This is a genomic window from Actinocrinis sp., from assembly GCF_035605935.1.
Classification (GTDB): Bacteria; Actinomycetota; Actinomycetes; order Streptomycetales; family Catenulisporaceae; genus Actinocrinis.
The window spans coordinates 1-14,037 of record NZ_DATNGK010000242.1 but is presented as its reverse complement, the minus strand read 5'-3'; the positions used below and the strand labels follow the sequence as shown (position 1 = coordinate 14,037).

13 protein-coding genes and 1 pseudogene are annotated in these 14,037 nt (G+C 68.6%); 12 read left to right on the top strand and 2 right to left on the bottom strand.

Annotation, left to right across the window (positions count from 1 at the left end; genetic code table 11):
• From uvrA to VN779_RS19505, 12 genes and pseudogenes are all read left to right on the top strand, one after another.
• A pseudogene (uvrA, locus tag VN779_RS19560) lies at window positions 1-1,426 on the top strand (excinuclease ABC subunit UvrA); the annotation flags it as partial.
• Between the two features lie 207 nt (window positions 1,427-1,633).
• Window positions 1,634-2,188 carry a Rieske (2Fe-2S) protein gene (locus VN779_RS19555; RefSeq protein ID WP_325725422.1) on the top strand — a complete coding sequence of 185 codons (555 nt, stop codon included), beginning with the start codon at window positions 1,634-1,636 and terminating at the stop codon, window positions 2,186-2,188.
• 109 nt (window positions 2,189-2,297) lie between these two features.
• Window positions 2,298-4,343: an excinuclease ABC subunit UvrC gene (gene uvrC / locus VN779_RS19550; protein WP_325725420.1), complete on the top strand. Its 2,046-nt coding sequence runs from the start codon at window positions 2,298-2,300 to the stop codon at window positions 4,341-4,343.
• A 143-nt stretch (window positions 4,344-4,486) separates the two neighbouring features.
• The gene (gene rapZ / locus VN779_RS19545; RefSeq protein ID WP_325725418.1) at window positions 4,487-5,395 is read left to right on the top strand and encodes an RNase adapter RapZ; all 909 of its coding nucleotides are present in this window, start codon (window positions 4,487-4,489) and stop codon (window positions 5,393-5,395) included.
• Window positions 5,392-6,444 carry a gluconeogenesis factor YvcK family protein gene (locus VN779_RS19540; RefSeq protein WP_414639725.1) on the top strand — a complete coding sequence of 351 codons (1,053 nt, stop codon included), beginning with the start codon at window positions 5,392-5,394 and terminating at the stop codon, window positions 6,442-6,444. The genes rapZ and VN779_RS19540 overlap by 4 nt, the downstream gene beginning before the upstream one ends.
• A 239-nt stretch (window positions 6,445-6,683) precedes the next feature.
• Entirely contained in the window at window positions 6,684-7,682 is a 999-nt protein-coding gene (whiA, locus tag VN779_RS19535; protein WP_325725416.1) for a DNA-binding protein WhiA, read from the top strand.
• A 268-nt stretch (window positions 7,683-7,950) separates the two neighbouring features.
• On the top strand, window positions 7,951-8,976 hold the full coding sequence (gene gap, locus VN779_RS19530) for a type I glyceraldehyde-3-phosphate dehydrogenase (RefSeq protein ID WP_325725414.1): 1,026 nt from the start codon (window positions 7,951-7,953) through the stop codon (window positions 8,974-8,976).
• 96 nt (window positions 8,977-9,072) lie between these two features.
• Window positions 9,073-10,269, top strand: coding sequence for a phosphoglycerate kinase (locus VN779_RS19525; protein ID WP_325725412.1), 1,197 nt, complete (start codon window positions 9,073-9,075; stop codon window positions 10,267-10,269).
• 3 nt (window positions 10,270-10,272) lie between these two features.
• Complete coding sequence (gene tpiA, locus VN779_RS19520; protein WP_325725410.1) at window positions 10,273-11,064, top strand: triose-phosphate isomerase; 792 nt, start codon at window positions 10,273-10,275, stop codon at window positions 11,062-11,064.
• 102 nt (window positions 11,065-11,166) lie between these two features.
• Window positions 11,167-11,397 carry a preprotein translocase subunit SecG gene (secG, locus tag VN779_RS19515; protein WP_325725408.1) on the top strand — a complete coding sequence of 77 codons (231 nt, stop codon included), beginning with the start codon at window positions 11,167-11,169 and terminating at the stop codon, window positions 11,395-11,397.
• Window positions 11,398-11,601: 204 nt separating this feature from the next.
• Window positions 11,602-11,937, top strand: coding sequence for an RNA polymerase-binding protein RbpA (locus VN779_RS19510; RefSeq protein WP_325725406.1), 336 nt, complete (start codon window positions 11,602-11,604; stop codon window positions 11,935-11,937).
• 38 nt (window positions 11,938-11,975) lie between these two features.
• A complete protein-coding gene (locus VN779_RS19505; protein ID WP_325725404.1) occupies window positions 11,976-13,118 on the top strand; it encodes a DUF2332 domain-containing protein in 1,143 nt (380 codons plus the stop codon).
• Between the two features lie 4 nt (window positions 13,119-13,122).
• Here the strand turns inward: VN779_RS19505 and VN779_RS19500 are convergent, their stop codons facing one another.
• Together VN779_RS19500 and VN779_RS19495 are read right to left on the bottom strand one after the other, a co-directional pair.
• The gene (locus VN779_RS19500) at window positions 13,123-13,512 is read right to left on the bottom strand and encodes a type II toxin-antitoxin system VapC family toxin (RefSeq protein ID WP_325725402.1); all 390 of its coding nucleotides are present in this window, start codon (window positions 13,510-13,512) and stop codon (window positions 13,123-13,125) included.
• Window positions 13,512-13,802: a type II toxin-antitoxin system prevent-host-death family antitoxin gene (locus tag VN779_RS19495; protein ID WP_325725400.1), complete on the bottom strand. Its 291-nt coding sequence runs from the start codon at window positions 13,800-13,802 to the stop codon at window positions 13,512-13,514. Before VN779_RS19495 ends, VN779_RS19500 begins: the two co-directional genes overlap by 1 nt.
• Window positions 13,803-14,037 lie beyond the last annotated feature (235 nt).

Below are 14,037 nucleotides of genomic sequence, written 5' to 3'. Positions count from 1 at the left end.
CGAGCGGCTGCAGTTCCTGGTCGACGTGGGCCTGGACTACCTCTCTCTGGACCGCGCCTCGGCCACCCTGGCCGGCGGCGAGGCCCAGCGCATTCGGCTGGCCACCCAGATCGGCTCCGGCCTCGTCGGGGTTTTGTACGTGCTCGACGAGCCGTCCATCGGTCTGCACCAACGCGATAACCACCGGCTGATCGAAACCCTGTTGCGGCTGCGCAACCTCGGCAACACCCTGATCGTCGTCGAGCACGACGAGGACACCATCAAGGTCGCCGACTGGGTGGTGGACATCGGCCCCGGCGCTGGCGAGCACGGCGGGCACGTGGTCGTCTCCGGCCCGGTCTCTGATCTGCTCGACTCCGAAGACTCGCTCACTGGTGCGTACCTGTCAGGCCGGATGCGCATCGAGTTGCCCGCACAGCGACGCCCGGTGGACCCCAAGCGGGTGCTGACCGTGCACGGCGCGCGGGAGCACAACCTCAAGGACATCGACGTCAGCTTCCCGCTCGGCTGCTTCGTCGCCGTCACCGGCGTGTCCGGATCCGGAAAGTCCACGCTAGTCAACGACATCCTTTACACGCACCTCGCCCGCGAGTTGAACGGAGCGCGCGCGGTCCCCGGGCGGCACACCCGAGTCGCAGGGGTCGATCACCTCGACAAGGTGGTGCACGTCGACCAGTCGCCGATCGGCCGCACCCCGCGGTCCAACCCGGCGACGTACACCGGCGTCTTCGACCACATCCGCCGGCTGTTCGCCGAGACCACCGAGGCGAAGGTGCGCGGCTACCTGCCCGGCCGGTTCTCGTTCAACGTCAAGGGCGGCCGCTGCGAGAACTGCCAGGGCGACGGCACCATCAAGATCGAGATGAACTTCCTGCCGGACGTGTACGTACCCTGCGAGGTCTGCCACGGCAAGCGCTACAACGAACAGACGCTCCAGGTGCACTACAAGGGCAAGACCATCTCCGAGGTGCTGGAGATGCCGGTCGCCGAGGCCCATGAGTTCTTCGAGGCAATCCCCGGCATCGCCAGGCACCTCAGGACGCTCAACGACGTCGGCCTCGGCTACGTGCGCCTCGGCCAGAGCGCGACCACGCTGTCCGGCGGCGAGGCGCAGCGCGTGAAGCTGGCCTCGGAACTACAGCGCCGCTCCACCGGCCGCACCGTGTACGTGCTCGACGAGCCGACCACCGGCCTGCACTTCGAGGACATCCGCAAGTTGCTCGGCGTGCTCGGGCGGCTGGTGGACTCGGGCAACTCGGTCATCGTGATCGAGCACAACCTCGACGTGATCAAGACCGCGGACTGGATCGTGGACATGGGCCCGGAGGGCGGCAACGGCGGCGGCCTGGTAGTCGCCGAGGGCACCCCGGAGCAGGTGGCCAAGAACAAGGCCTCGCACACCGGCAGGTTCTTGAAGGAAATACTGTCTTGAAGGAGATCCTGGCCAGCTGAGACCCCTGGCCGGGGCGGAACCTTTGCCGCAGGTAACTTTCTGGCCGCAAGTCCACTTAGACACCGATGATCTGAACCGCTACGTGCGCTCATCCGTTTTTCAGGACACCGTGACAGAGTCGGGCGGCCAGCGTGGCTACGCTGTCGCCCGACATCGCTTTTCTCGTGGAGGAATTCACTGATGGCCCTGGAAACCACCGAGCAGCAGACCGCCGAGCTGACCGACGAGCAGACTTGCTGTGGTTCGAGCCACTGTGGTTCTAGTCGCAGGAGTGTGCTGCGCGCAGCCGGGGTCGGCGGCGCCGCCGCGGCCATCGGCCTGACCGCGGCCGCCTGCGGCAGCTCGTCCAGCGGCGCCTCGACCGGCAGCTCGAACAACAACGCCGCGGCCGGCGGCGGCGCCTCGTCCGCGGCCGCGTCCGCCGGCTCCGGCGCGGGCTCCGGCGGCAGCGTCCTCGCGACGACTTCGGACATCCCGGTGGATGGCGGCAAGATCGTCAACGCCGACGGCGGCATCGTGATCACCCAGCCGGCCTCCGGCACCTACAAGGCATTTTCCGCCGTCTGCACCCACCAGGGTTGCACCGTCGGCTCGGTATCAGACAACCAGATCACCTGCCCCTGCCACGGCTCCGTGTTCAGCGCCAAGGACGGCTCGGTCATCAGCGGGCCGGCCCCAGCGCCGCTGGCCGCGAAGAACATCAAGGTTTCGGGAACCCAGATCACCCTGGCCTGACTCGCGCCCTGCCCCACGCGCCGGAGCCGCTGTTCGGCGCGCGGGGCGGCGTTGCGCCGCAATCCCTGCTCGGCGCCTGGCTGTCACCCCGGCGCACTAGGGTGGGACTGTGACCGATCCGGCGACCTACCGACCGGGCCCCGGCTCGATCCCCACCCAGCCAGGGGTCTACAAGTTCCGCGATCCGCACGGCCGCGTCGTCTATGTCGGCAAGGCCAAGAATCTGCGCTCGCGGCTGTCGAACTACTTCCAGGACCTCGCCGCGCTGCACCCGCGCACCCAGGCGATGGTGACCACCGCCGCCTCGGTCGAGTGGACCGTGGTCAACACCGAGGTCGAGGCCCTCCAGCTGGAATACGCCTGGATCAAGGAGTTCGACCCGCGATTCAACGTCCGTTATCGCGACGACAAGTCCTACCCGAGCCTTGCGGTGACCATCGGCGAGCAGATCCCGCGCGTCCAAGTGATGCGCGGCCCGAAGCGCAAAGGCGTGCGTTACTTCGGTCCCTACGCGCACGCTTGGGCAATCCGCGAGACCGTGGACGCGCTGCTGCGGGTCTTCCCGATGCGCAGCTGCTCCAACGGCGTATATCGACGCGCGCAGCTTTCCGACCGGCCCTGCCTGCTCGGCTACATCGGCAAATGCTCAGCGCCCTGCGTCGGCCGGGTGACCGAAGACGAGCACCGCCGCATCGTCGAAGACTTCTGCGCCTTCCTCGCCGGGCACACCGCCGCGTACACCAAGCGGCTGGAAACCGAGATGAAGCAGGCCGCCGCCGAGCTCGAATTCGAGAAGGCCGCCCGGTTGCGCGACGACCTCGCGGCCCTCGAACGCGTCCTGGAACGCAACGCCATCGTCCTGGGCGACGGGACCGACGCGGATGTCATCGGCATCAGCGAGGACGAACTCGAGGCCGCGGTGCAGGTCTTCCATGTGCGCGGCGGCCGGGTGCGCGGTCAGCGCGGCTGGGTGGTCGACCGGGTCGAGGAACTGGACACCGGCGGCCTGGTCGAGCATTTCCTCCAGCAGCTTTACGGCGAGCAGTCCGGCGAGGCGGTGCCGCGCCAGATCTTGGTGCCGGCCCTGCCCGAAGACAGCGCCGCCATCTCCGCATGGCTCACCGCCCTGCGCGCGACCAACGGCGGCTCGTCCCACGCCACCGGCCAGGTTGACCTGCACGTGCCCCGTCGCGGCGACAAGCGCGCCCTCATGGAAACCGTCGAGCGCAACGCGAAGCAGTCCCTCGTCCTGCACAAAACCAAGCGCGCCGCTGACCTGACCACGCGCAGCCAGGCCCTCCAGGACATCGCCGACGCCCTCGGCATGGACCAGGCGCCGCTGCGCATCGAGTGCTACGACATCTCCAACTTGCAGGGCACCAATGTGGTCGCCTCGATGGTGGTCTTCGAGGACGGACTGGCCCGCAAGTCCGAGTACCGCCGCTTCACCATCAAGAGCTTCGAGGGCCAGGACGATGTCCGCTCGATGCACGAGGTGCTGACCCGTCGCTTCCGCCGGTACCTCGCCGAGACGGCCAAGCGTGGCGAGGCCCTGCTGCCCGAGGAAGGCGAGGGCGCCCCCGAAACCGTGATCATGAACGGCGAGCCGATCGACGACGGCGAGAAACTCAGCCGTAGCGCATACCCGCCACAATTGGTCCTGGTCGACGGCGGCCCGCCGCAGGTCGCCGCCGCGGCCCGCGCCCTCGGGGAGCTCGGCATCGACGAAATCGCGGTCGCCGGCCTGGCCAAGCGGATGGAGGAGATCTGGCTACCCGGTGAAGAGGACCCAGTCATCCTCCCACGCGCCAGTGAGGCCCTGTACCTGCTGCAACGGGTGCGCGACGAGGCGCACCGCTTCGCGATCACCTTCCACCGCCAGAAGCGCTCGAAGAGCATGATCGTCAGCGCTCTCGACCAGATCCCAGGCCTCGGCGAAGTGCGGCGCAAGGCGCTGGTGAAACACTTCGGCTCGGTCAAGGCGCTGCGGGCAGCCACGGCGGACCAGCTGGCCGAGGTGCCGGGTATCGGCCCGGCGACCGCTGCCTCGATCGCTGCGGCCCTGGCCGAGCAGAAGGGCGCGGCGACGACTGTGCCACGCCCGTATGCGATCAATACCGCAACAGGTGAGATCATCGAAGAGGGTGACAATTAGGGGCCGTTCGGTCCGCGCTCGGGGGCGGATCATCGGCTGGCCGTGACAGGCTCAGCACAGACGGCTCCGATACAGACGGCCCCAACACAACTGAATACTTCAGCACCACCGGCAACGCCGAGTCCAAGGGGGACTGAGAGACGATGGTGAGCGCCGCAGCGAGCGCGACGGAGTCCGAGCAGACCGGCGGCGAGCCGCCTGAGCTCGTCGTGATCTCGGGCATGTCCGGGGCGGGCCGGTCCACCGCCGCCAAGGTACTCGAAGACCTCGGCTGGTTCGTCGTGGACAACCTCCCGCCGAGCCTGATCCCCACCATGGTCGACCTGGCCGCGCGTACCCAGGGCAGCGTGCCGCGCATCGCGGTCGTGGTCGATGTCCGCGGCCGCTCGTTCTTCGAGCACCTGCACGAGGCGCTTGAGCAGATGGACTCCGGTGGGCTGCGCCACCGCATCGTTTTCCTCGAATCTGCCGACGATGTGCTGGTGCGCCGATTCGAGAACGTGCGCAGGCCGCATCCGCTCCAGGGCGAGGGCCGGATCACCGACGGGATCGCCCGCGAGCGCGAGCTGCTGCGCGAACTGCGCGGCGAGGCCGACCTGGTGCTCGACACCTCCAGCCGCAACGTGCACGAACTGCGCGCCGTGCTGGAGAGCGTGTTCTCCGGCTCGGCGGAGGCCGAACTGCGCGCGACCGTCATGTCCTTCGGCTTCAAGTACGGCCTGCCGGTCGACGCGGACCTCGTGGTGGACTGCCGGTTCCTGCCCAACCCGCACTGGATCCCGGAGCTGCGGCCCAAGACAGGGCTCGATCACGACGTGAGCGAATACGTGCTCGCACAGGCCGGCGCGAAAGACCTGCTCGAGTCCTACAGTGAAGTGTTGCGCACCATCACCGCCGGGTATCGAAGGGAGGGAAAGCGTTATCTGACCCTTGCGGTAGGGTGCACCGGCGGGAAACACCGCAGTGTCGCGATGTCTGAACAGATCGCGGCGCGCCTGATCGACGACGGCGTGGATACCACGGTGGTCCACCGGGACATGGGACGCGAGTGATCGGACCCGAAGACAGCGCGCAGCGCCCTCCCCGGTCACAGACCCCTGCGAAGACGCGGGTAGCCCGGTCGCTGCGCTACGGCGCGGGCGCTGCCGATGGGCCGCCTACCCCAGCTGTTGTCGCGTTCGGCGGAGGCCACGGCATGTATGCCTGCCTCTCCGCGTTGCGCCGGGTCACCAACCGGCTCACCGCTGTGGTGACGGTCGCCGACGACGGCGGTTCCAGCGGCCGCATCCGTCGCGAACTGGCCGTGCTGCCGCCCGGCGACCTGCGGATGGCGCTCGCCGCGCTCTGCGGCGACGACGAGTGGGGCCGCACCTGGGCCAACGCCTTGCAGCACCGTTTCTCCGGCGATGGTCAACTGGCCGGACACGCTCTCGGCAATCTGCTCATCGTCGCGCTGTGGGAACAGCTCGGCGATCCGGTCGGCGCGCTCGACTGGGTCGGCCGGCTACTCGGCGCGCAGGGCCGGGTGCTGCCGATGTCCGCGGTGCCGCTGGAGATCGAGGCGACCGTGCGCGGCGCCGACCCGCGACGCCCCGACACGATCACCACGGTGCGCGGGCAACACGCCCTGGCCAAGACCCCCGGCGAAGTGCTGGCCGTGCGGCTGCTGCCGGAGAACCCGCCGGCCGTGCCCGAGGCGGTCGCCGCGATCCACGAGGCGGACTGGGCGATTCTCGGCCCCGGCTCCTGGTTCACCAGCGTGCTGCCGCACCTGCTGGTGCCGGGGCTCGCCGAGGCGCTGACCACCACCCGCGCCCGCCGCATGCTGGTGCTCAACCTGGTGCCGCAAAAGGGCGAGACCGACGGCTACACCGCCGCCGATCACGTCGAGGTGCTTGCCGCGCACTCCCCGGCGCTGCGGCTGGACGTGATCGTGGTCGACCCCGGCTCGATACGCGGCCGCGACGAAGGGCTCCAGCTGGCCAAGGCCGCGGCCTCGCTCGGCGCGCAGGTGCACACCGCCGCTGTCGCGGCAGAGGGCGGAATGCCGTACCACGACCCGCAACGGCTCGCGACCGTATTGCGTCCACTTCTGGTGTAGTCGGCGCTGCGTCAGGCGTCGGTCCGGAGTCCTTTCAGTCACGGTGCTGCGGGTTGCGCCGTCCGAGTGTCATCCTGACCAGTGACGTGCACGCGGATAGGGAAGGTCCGCGGCGCATGGGCCGTTACGCTACAGCGGTGCCCGGCCGGACGGATCTTCGTCGGCAGTGGGCGCCCCGGCAGTGCACGCCCGGGGAACCGGGGGATCCGAGAACAGGCGAGCGAGGAGGCCGCGAGGCCATGGCGATGACCGCGGCGGTCAAGGACGAGCTGAGCCGGCTGACGGTGGTGAAGCCGTGCTGCCGCAAGGCGGAGGCCGCCTCGCTGCTGCGGTTCGCCGGCTCGATCCACCTCGTGCAGGGCCGCATCGTGATCGAGGCGGAACTCGACACCGCGGCGGCAGCAAGGCGGCTGCGCAAGGACATCGCCGAGGTGTACGGCCACACCTCCGAACTCGGCGTGATGGCTCCCGGCGGCCTGCGGCGCGGCAGCCGGTACATCGTGCGCGTGGTGAAGGACGGCGAGGCGCTGGCCCGGCAGACCGGCCTGGTGGACGGCTGGGGACGGCCGATCCGCGGACTGCCGCCGCAGGTCGTTTCCGGGTCCATCTGTGACGCGGAGGCGGCGTGGCGCGGGGCCTTCCTGGCGCACGGCTCGCTGACCGAGCCCGGCCGCTCCTCGGCCCTGGAGATCACCTGCCCCGGGCAGGAGTCGGCGCTCGCTCTGGTCGGCGCAGCGCGGCGGCTGGGCGTGTCCGCGAAGAACCGCGAGGTAAGAGGCGTGGACCGGGTCGTGGTCCGCGACGGCGACGCGATCGGCGCGCTGCTCACCCGGCTCGGCGCGCACGAGTCGGTGCTGGCTTGGGAAGAGCGCCGGATGCGCCGCGAGGTGCGCGCGACGGCGAACCGGTTGGCGAACTTCGACGATGCCAACCTGCGGCGGTCCGCGCGTGCGGCGGTCGCGGCGGGTGCGCGCGTCGGCCGGGCGCTGGAAATCCTCGGCCCAGAAGCACCCGAGCACCTCGCCGTCGCCGGCCGGCTGCGCTTGGAGCATCGGCAGGCCTCGCTGGAGGAATTGGGTGCGCTGGCCGAACCGCCGCTGACCAAGGACGCGGTCGCCGGGCGCATCCGCCGGCTGCTGGCTCTGGCCGACCGCCGTGCCTCGGAGCTCGGCCTGCCCGGCACCGAGGCCAGCCTGACGCCGGAGCTGTTCGCCGATGCCGGCATCGGCGCTGAGTGACTAGGCGTCAGGCGGAGAAGCGGTGCTTTTAACAGGCACGCTCGCCGCGACCGGAGAAAGTATCGGACTTGCCGCGGTACGTGTGCGTCTGGTGTGGACTTTTGTTGTTTCAAACCTTGTTACCAGCAGGTAATACCAACATCCGGGCCGGTTGGCTTAGCCATCCTTTGCCGCGATAAGTTGAGGTCGACTAAACGGATATCACCGGCATGCCGAGTCGGGAGCGTGCGGATCCCCGGCAGGCGTGCATGAGCGAGGAGACCGGTTCGTGACGACCCGCGTTGGTATCAACGGCTTCGGCCGCATCGGCCGCAACTTCTTCCGGGCCGTGGTGGCCTCGGGCGCGGACATCGAGATCGTCGGCATCAACGATCTGGCCAAGCCCGAGATCCTGGCCCACTTCCTCAAGTACGACACCACCCTGGGCCGCTTCCCGGGCACCGTCGAGGCCACCGACGACACCCTGGTGATCAACGGCACCGCGATCAAGGTGGTCTCCGAGCGTGACCCGGCCGCACTGCCGTGGAAGGAACTCGGCGCCGACGTCGTCCTCGAGTCCACCGGCCTGTTCACCAAGGGCGCCGACGCGCGCAAGCACATCGAGGCCGGGGCGCAGAAGGTCATCATCTCCGCCCCCGCCAGCGACGAGGACATCACCGTCGTGATGGGCATCAACGAGGACAAGTACGACGCGTCGAACCACCACGTGATCTCGAACGCGTCCTGCACCACCAACTGCCTGGCCCCGCTGGTCAAGGTCCTGCTCGACGAGTTCGGCATCGAAAAGGGCCTGATGACCACGATCCACGCGTACACCACCGAGCAGCAGCTGCTCGACCAGATCGCGCTGACCCGCAAGGGCACCATCGACCTGCGCCGCGCCCGCTCGGCCCCGCAGTCGGTCATCCCGACCTCCACCGGCGCCGCCCGCGCCATCTCGGTGGTCATCCCCGAGGTCAAGGGCAAGCTGGACGGCTTCGCGTTCCGCGTGCCGGTCCCGGTCGGCTCGATCACCGACCTGACCGTCGACCTTTCCCGCGAGACCACCAAGGACGAGGTCAACGCGGCGTTCAAGAAGGCCGCCGAGGAGGGCCCGCTCAAGGGCTTCCTGAAGTACACCACCGACGAGATCGTCTCCGCGGACATCGTCACCGACCCGTCCTCCTGCATCTTCGACTCGAAGCTGACCCTGGTGCAGGGCAACCAGGTCAAGGTGGCCGGCTGGTACGACAACGAGTGGGGCTACTCGAACCGCCTGGTCGACCTGATCGCGCACGTCGGCGCGCAGCTGTAGCCGACCGCTTCGGGTACACCCGGTGCACTAACTAACGGACCCGCACGACAGACTTGTCGTGCGGGTCCTGCCTTGCATCCCCACTCAGGAGTAGCGATGAAGACCATTGACGATCTCGAGGTCTCCGGCAAGCGGGTACTTGTCCGCGCCGACCTCAACGTGCCGCTCGACGGCACGCGCATCACCGACGACGGCCGGATCCGCGCCTCGGTGCCCACCCTCAAGGCGCTGCTCGAGCGCGGCGCGAAGGTCATCGTGACCGCGCACCTCGGCCGGCCGAAGGGCGTGGACCCGGAAGCGGACAAGAAGTACTCGCTCGCCCCCGTGGCCGTGCGGCTCGGCGAACTGCTCGGCAAGCCGGTAGCCTTCGCCACCGACACCGTCGGCGAGTCGGCCAAGGCCACCGTCGCGGCCCTCAAGGACGGCGAGATCGCGCTGCTGGAGAACGTCCGGTTCAACCCGGCGGAGACCAGCAAGGACGCGGTCGAGCGCGGCAAGTTCGCCGACCAGCTCGCGCAGCTGGCTGATCTGTTCGTCTCCGACGGCTTCGGCGCGGTACACCGCCGGCACGCCTCGGTCTACGACATCGCCGAGGACCTGCCCAGCGCCGCCGGTTATCTGATCAACGCGGAGCTGGCCGTGCTCAAGCGGCTGACCGAGGACGTCGAGCGCCCGTACGCGGTCGTGCTCGGCGGCTCCAAGGTCTCCGACAAGCTCGGCGTCATCGACAACCTGCTGGACAAGGCCGACCGGATCCTGATCGGCGGCGGCATGGTCTTCACCTTCCTCAAGGCCCAGGGCCACGAAGTCGGCAAGTCGCTGCTTGAAGAGGACCAGCTGGAAACCGTGACCGGTTACCTGGAGCGGGCCAAGGACAACGGCGTGGAGATCGTGCTGCCGGTCGACATCGTCGCCGCGACCGCGTTCGCCGCAGACGCCGAGCACGAGGTCGTCGCCGCCGACGCGATCCCGGCCGACCGGCTCGGCCTGGACATCGGCCCGGAGTCCGGCAAGCTGTTCGCGTCAAAGCTGGCCGGCACCAAGACCGTGTTCTGGAACGGCCCGATGGGCGTGTTCGAGATGGAGCCCTACGCCGGCGGAACCCGCGCGCTCGCGCAGGGCCTGATCGACTCGGGCGCGTTCACCGTGGTCGGCGGCGGCGACTCGGCCGCGGCTGTACGCACACTTGGCTTCGACGAGGCCGCGTTCGGCCACATCTCAACCGGCGGCGGCGCGTCGCTGGAGTACCTGGAGGGCAAGGCACTGCCCGGCATCACCGTTCTGGAGGGCTGAGCCATGGCTGACGCACGCACCCCGCTGATGGCGGGCAACTGGAAGATGAACCTCAACCACTTCGAGGCCATCGCGCACGTCCAGAAGCTCGCCTTCTCCTTGACCGACAAGGACTACGCCGCGGTCGAGGTCGCGGTGCTCACCCCGTTCACCGACCTGCGCTCGGTGCAGACCCTGGTCGACGGCGACAAGCTGAAGATCAAGTACGGCGCGCAGGACGTCTCGCAGCACGCTTCCGGCGCGTACACCGGCGAGGTCTCCGCGGCCATGCTCGCCAAGCTCAGCTGCGCCTACGTCGTGGTCGGCCACTCGGAGCGGCGCCAATACCACGCCGAGTCCGACGCGCAGGTGGCGGCGAAGGCCAAGGCGGCGCTGGGCAGCGGCGTCAGCCCGATCGTGTGCGTCGGCGAGGGTCTGGAGATCCGCAAGGCAGGCACCCACGTCGAATACACGCTCACCCAGCTCGACGGCTCGCTCGCGGGCCTGTCCGCGAAGCAGGTCGAGCAGAGCGTGATCGCGTACGAGCCGGTGTGGGCGATCGGCACCGGAGAGGTGGCCACCCCGGCCGACGCGCAGGAGGTCATCGGCGCGATCCGCGGCCGGCTCGAGGAAAGTTTCGGCGCGGAGACCGCCGCGAAGGTGCGCATCCTCTACGGCGGATCGGTCAAGGGCTCGAACGCCGCCGGAATCATGGCCGAGAAGGACATCGACGGCGCGCTGATCGGCGGCGCCTCCCTGGACGCCGAGGACTTCGTGCGGATCGTGCGCTACCGGGATCAGGCCGTCAACTCCTGACCGAGCAGCACGCGACCGGAACTGGCCTGGGGGGACGCGGGGCGGGTAAGCTCGACCCTGGCCTTCGTCCCCACTTGTCAGTAGTAGAGAGAAGAACCGCACGTGGTCGTCACGCTTGAGGTCATCCTCGCAGTCACCAGCTTGCTGCTGATCGTCTTCGTGCTGCTGCACAAGGGCAAGGGCGGCGGCCTGTCCGACATGTTCGGCGGCGGCTTCACCTCGCAGCACGGCGGTTCCTCGGTGGTGGAGAAGAACCTGGACCGGATCACCATCGTGCTCGCGGTGATCTGGCTCGCCTCGATCATCGCGCTGGGGATCACTTACAAGCCGTAGCACGCCCCTACCGGCCGGGACGCAGTACGTTGACGCGCCGTCATCCCGTTCACGAGGATGACGGCGCGTTATATTGTCTGACATATCCAGATCGCCTCCGGCTGGAACCGAGACGAGCGCCGTACACGTCTCCGTTTTCGCTCGTACACTGGTGCATCGCGCACCGTACGGGGGCGAGGATCGATCCTGTCAGGGAGAACAACAGTGGCTAGTGGCAACGCGATTCGCGGAAGTCGGGTCGGCGCCGGACCTATGGGGGAAGCCGAGCGCGGCGAGACTGCCCCCCGGATCTGGATAAGCTTCTACTGCTGCAACGGCCACGAGACCAAGCCGAGTTTCGCCTCCGAGGCCCAGATCCCGGAGACCTGGGACTGCCCGCGCTGCGGCTTCCCGGCCGGTCCCGATCAGGACAATCCGCCGGCCCCGCCCCGTACCGAACCGTACAAGACGCACCTGGCCTACGTGCGCGAGCGGCGTTCCGATGAGGACGGCGAGGCGATCCTGGCCGAGGCGCTGGCCAAGTTGCGCGGCGAGGCCTGAGCCCGTTACGCCCGGCGCCGCGGCGTTAAGATCGGCGCGTGTCTGAGGCTCTGCGCAACTTCCAGCTGTTCCTCGTCGAGGAGGCGGCTAAATCCTCGCCGCTCTACACCGCGCTGACCATGTTCGTCTCGCAGGATCTGCAGGACGGCGGCCCGATCGGGGACGTTCTCACCGCCGCTCCGGAGCGGCAGCGGATCCCCAACCTGCTCTTCGCGGCCGTGCAACGGACGTTGTTCGATGAACCCGACAGCGAACTGGCCGCCTACTACCCGTCGCTAGGCGGCACCCGAGCGCCGGATGACGCGCTGGCCGGGACGTTCACCAGCTTCGTACTGGCGCACCGCGAGCAGATCGAGCGCGTGCTGGCCACCGGTGAGACCCAGACCAATGAGGCGCTGCGCGCAGCACAACTCTTTCCCGCCCTCGGCTGGGCGCAGGCGTGCACGCGCCGTCCGCTCGGCCTGATCGAGGTCGGAGCCAGCGCCGGGCTGTTGCTACACGCCGACCGATACGCGTACGTATACGAGTTCGAAGATGGCAGCGAGCTGACGGCGGGGGAGGGGAGCGCCGACGGCGTGCCCGACTTCCACTGCGCGGTCCGCGGACCCGCGGCCGCGGCGACCAAGGCACTCGCCCCGTTCGTCCCCAAGAACGTCCGAATCGCCTCGCGGGTCGGGTTGGACATCAATCCGCTCGACCCGGCCGACCCCGATGCGCGCGCCTGGCTCGATGCGCTGATCTGGCCGGAACACACCGACCGCCGCGAGCGCCTGCGCACGGCGCTCGCCCACGCGGCCCGCCGACCAGTCCGGTTGCGCAAGGGTGATGCGCTGCGCACCCTGCCCGATGCAGTAGACGGCGTGCCCGGCACCGCAATCCCGTGCGTGTTCACGTCCAATTCCCTGGGCCATTGGACCCGGGAGGGCCGCGCCGCGTTCGTCGACCTGATTCGGCAGCTCGGCGCGCAACGAGACCTCGTCTGCATCATCAAGGACCAGTACCAGGTCGGCTTCGGCAAGTTCACCGGCAAGCCCGACGAGCCAACCGACGGCGCGCCGGCTTCCTACTACGAAGTGCTCGGCGCGGCGGTGTTCCTCGGCGGCCGCGAGCAACTGTTCCGGCTCGCCTCCTGCGAACTGCACGGCGTCGGCCTGACCTGGTCCCCGAAGCCGGTCAGCTGAATTGTCACGCGGGAGCTGCTACCGGTAGCTCAGCGGCTGATGCGGCGGACGCGAGCCTCTTGTCGTACGTTACGAACGCGGTGAGCGTGGACCGCATCGCCAGCGCGGTCGCCAGGTGAATCGCGTCAAGGCTGCGTAGTAATGGTTCCCCGACTGTCTCTGCTGTGCTCGCGGCGTCGTCGATGCTGGCGAGTGCGACAGCGGACAGCACAACGTGCGCGCGTTCGGCTCGCGTCGGTGCGTACCGCCTTACCGTGCGCAACAGCTCAATCCGCAACAGTCTGGATGACACTCGGGGCAGGCCGGTTCGCTCAGCCAGCCAGAGTTCGAGCGCGGTGGTTTCGGCTTCCGGAAGGACGAGTTTCAGGACGGCTGATGTGTCAAGGTAGATCATCAGTATCGTTCTTCTTCACGGTCGCGAATGAGCTGCTCAGACAGGCTTAGGTCGCTGTCCGAATCCGTCCTCGGGGGCGTCGGCGGGATCAAGCCCGGGTTTGCGGCCGGAATCAGTCGGCCCTGCGCGATCAGCGCGTCGAGCAGCGGGTCACCGGTCGATGGTGCGTCCGGCACGATCCGGGCGATGGCGCGCCCATACTCCGTGACTGTGATGGGTTCGCCGTTCTTGACGCGCTCGAGCACGCGCGCTGTCTGCTGATTGAGTTCGCTGACAGTGACTGTTGCCATGAAGCGATTGTACTAGATCCTAGTAGAATCGGTACGCTTTCCGGTCAATCCAAAACGACACAGGCACCGCGCGGCCGAAAAAGTCGGGCGCGCGGCGCCTGCGGCGGTCGCTGCCATTGCGCTTGTCTGCGTTACGGCGAGGCGAGGCGGTTGAGGCCCGGCGGCAGGTCAGCCGCGCACGCGCGATCGATCAACCACAGAGTCCTGACATGGCCTCGGGCACCGGCCGCGGGGA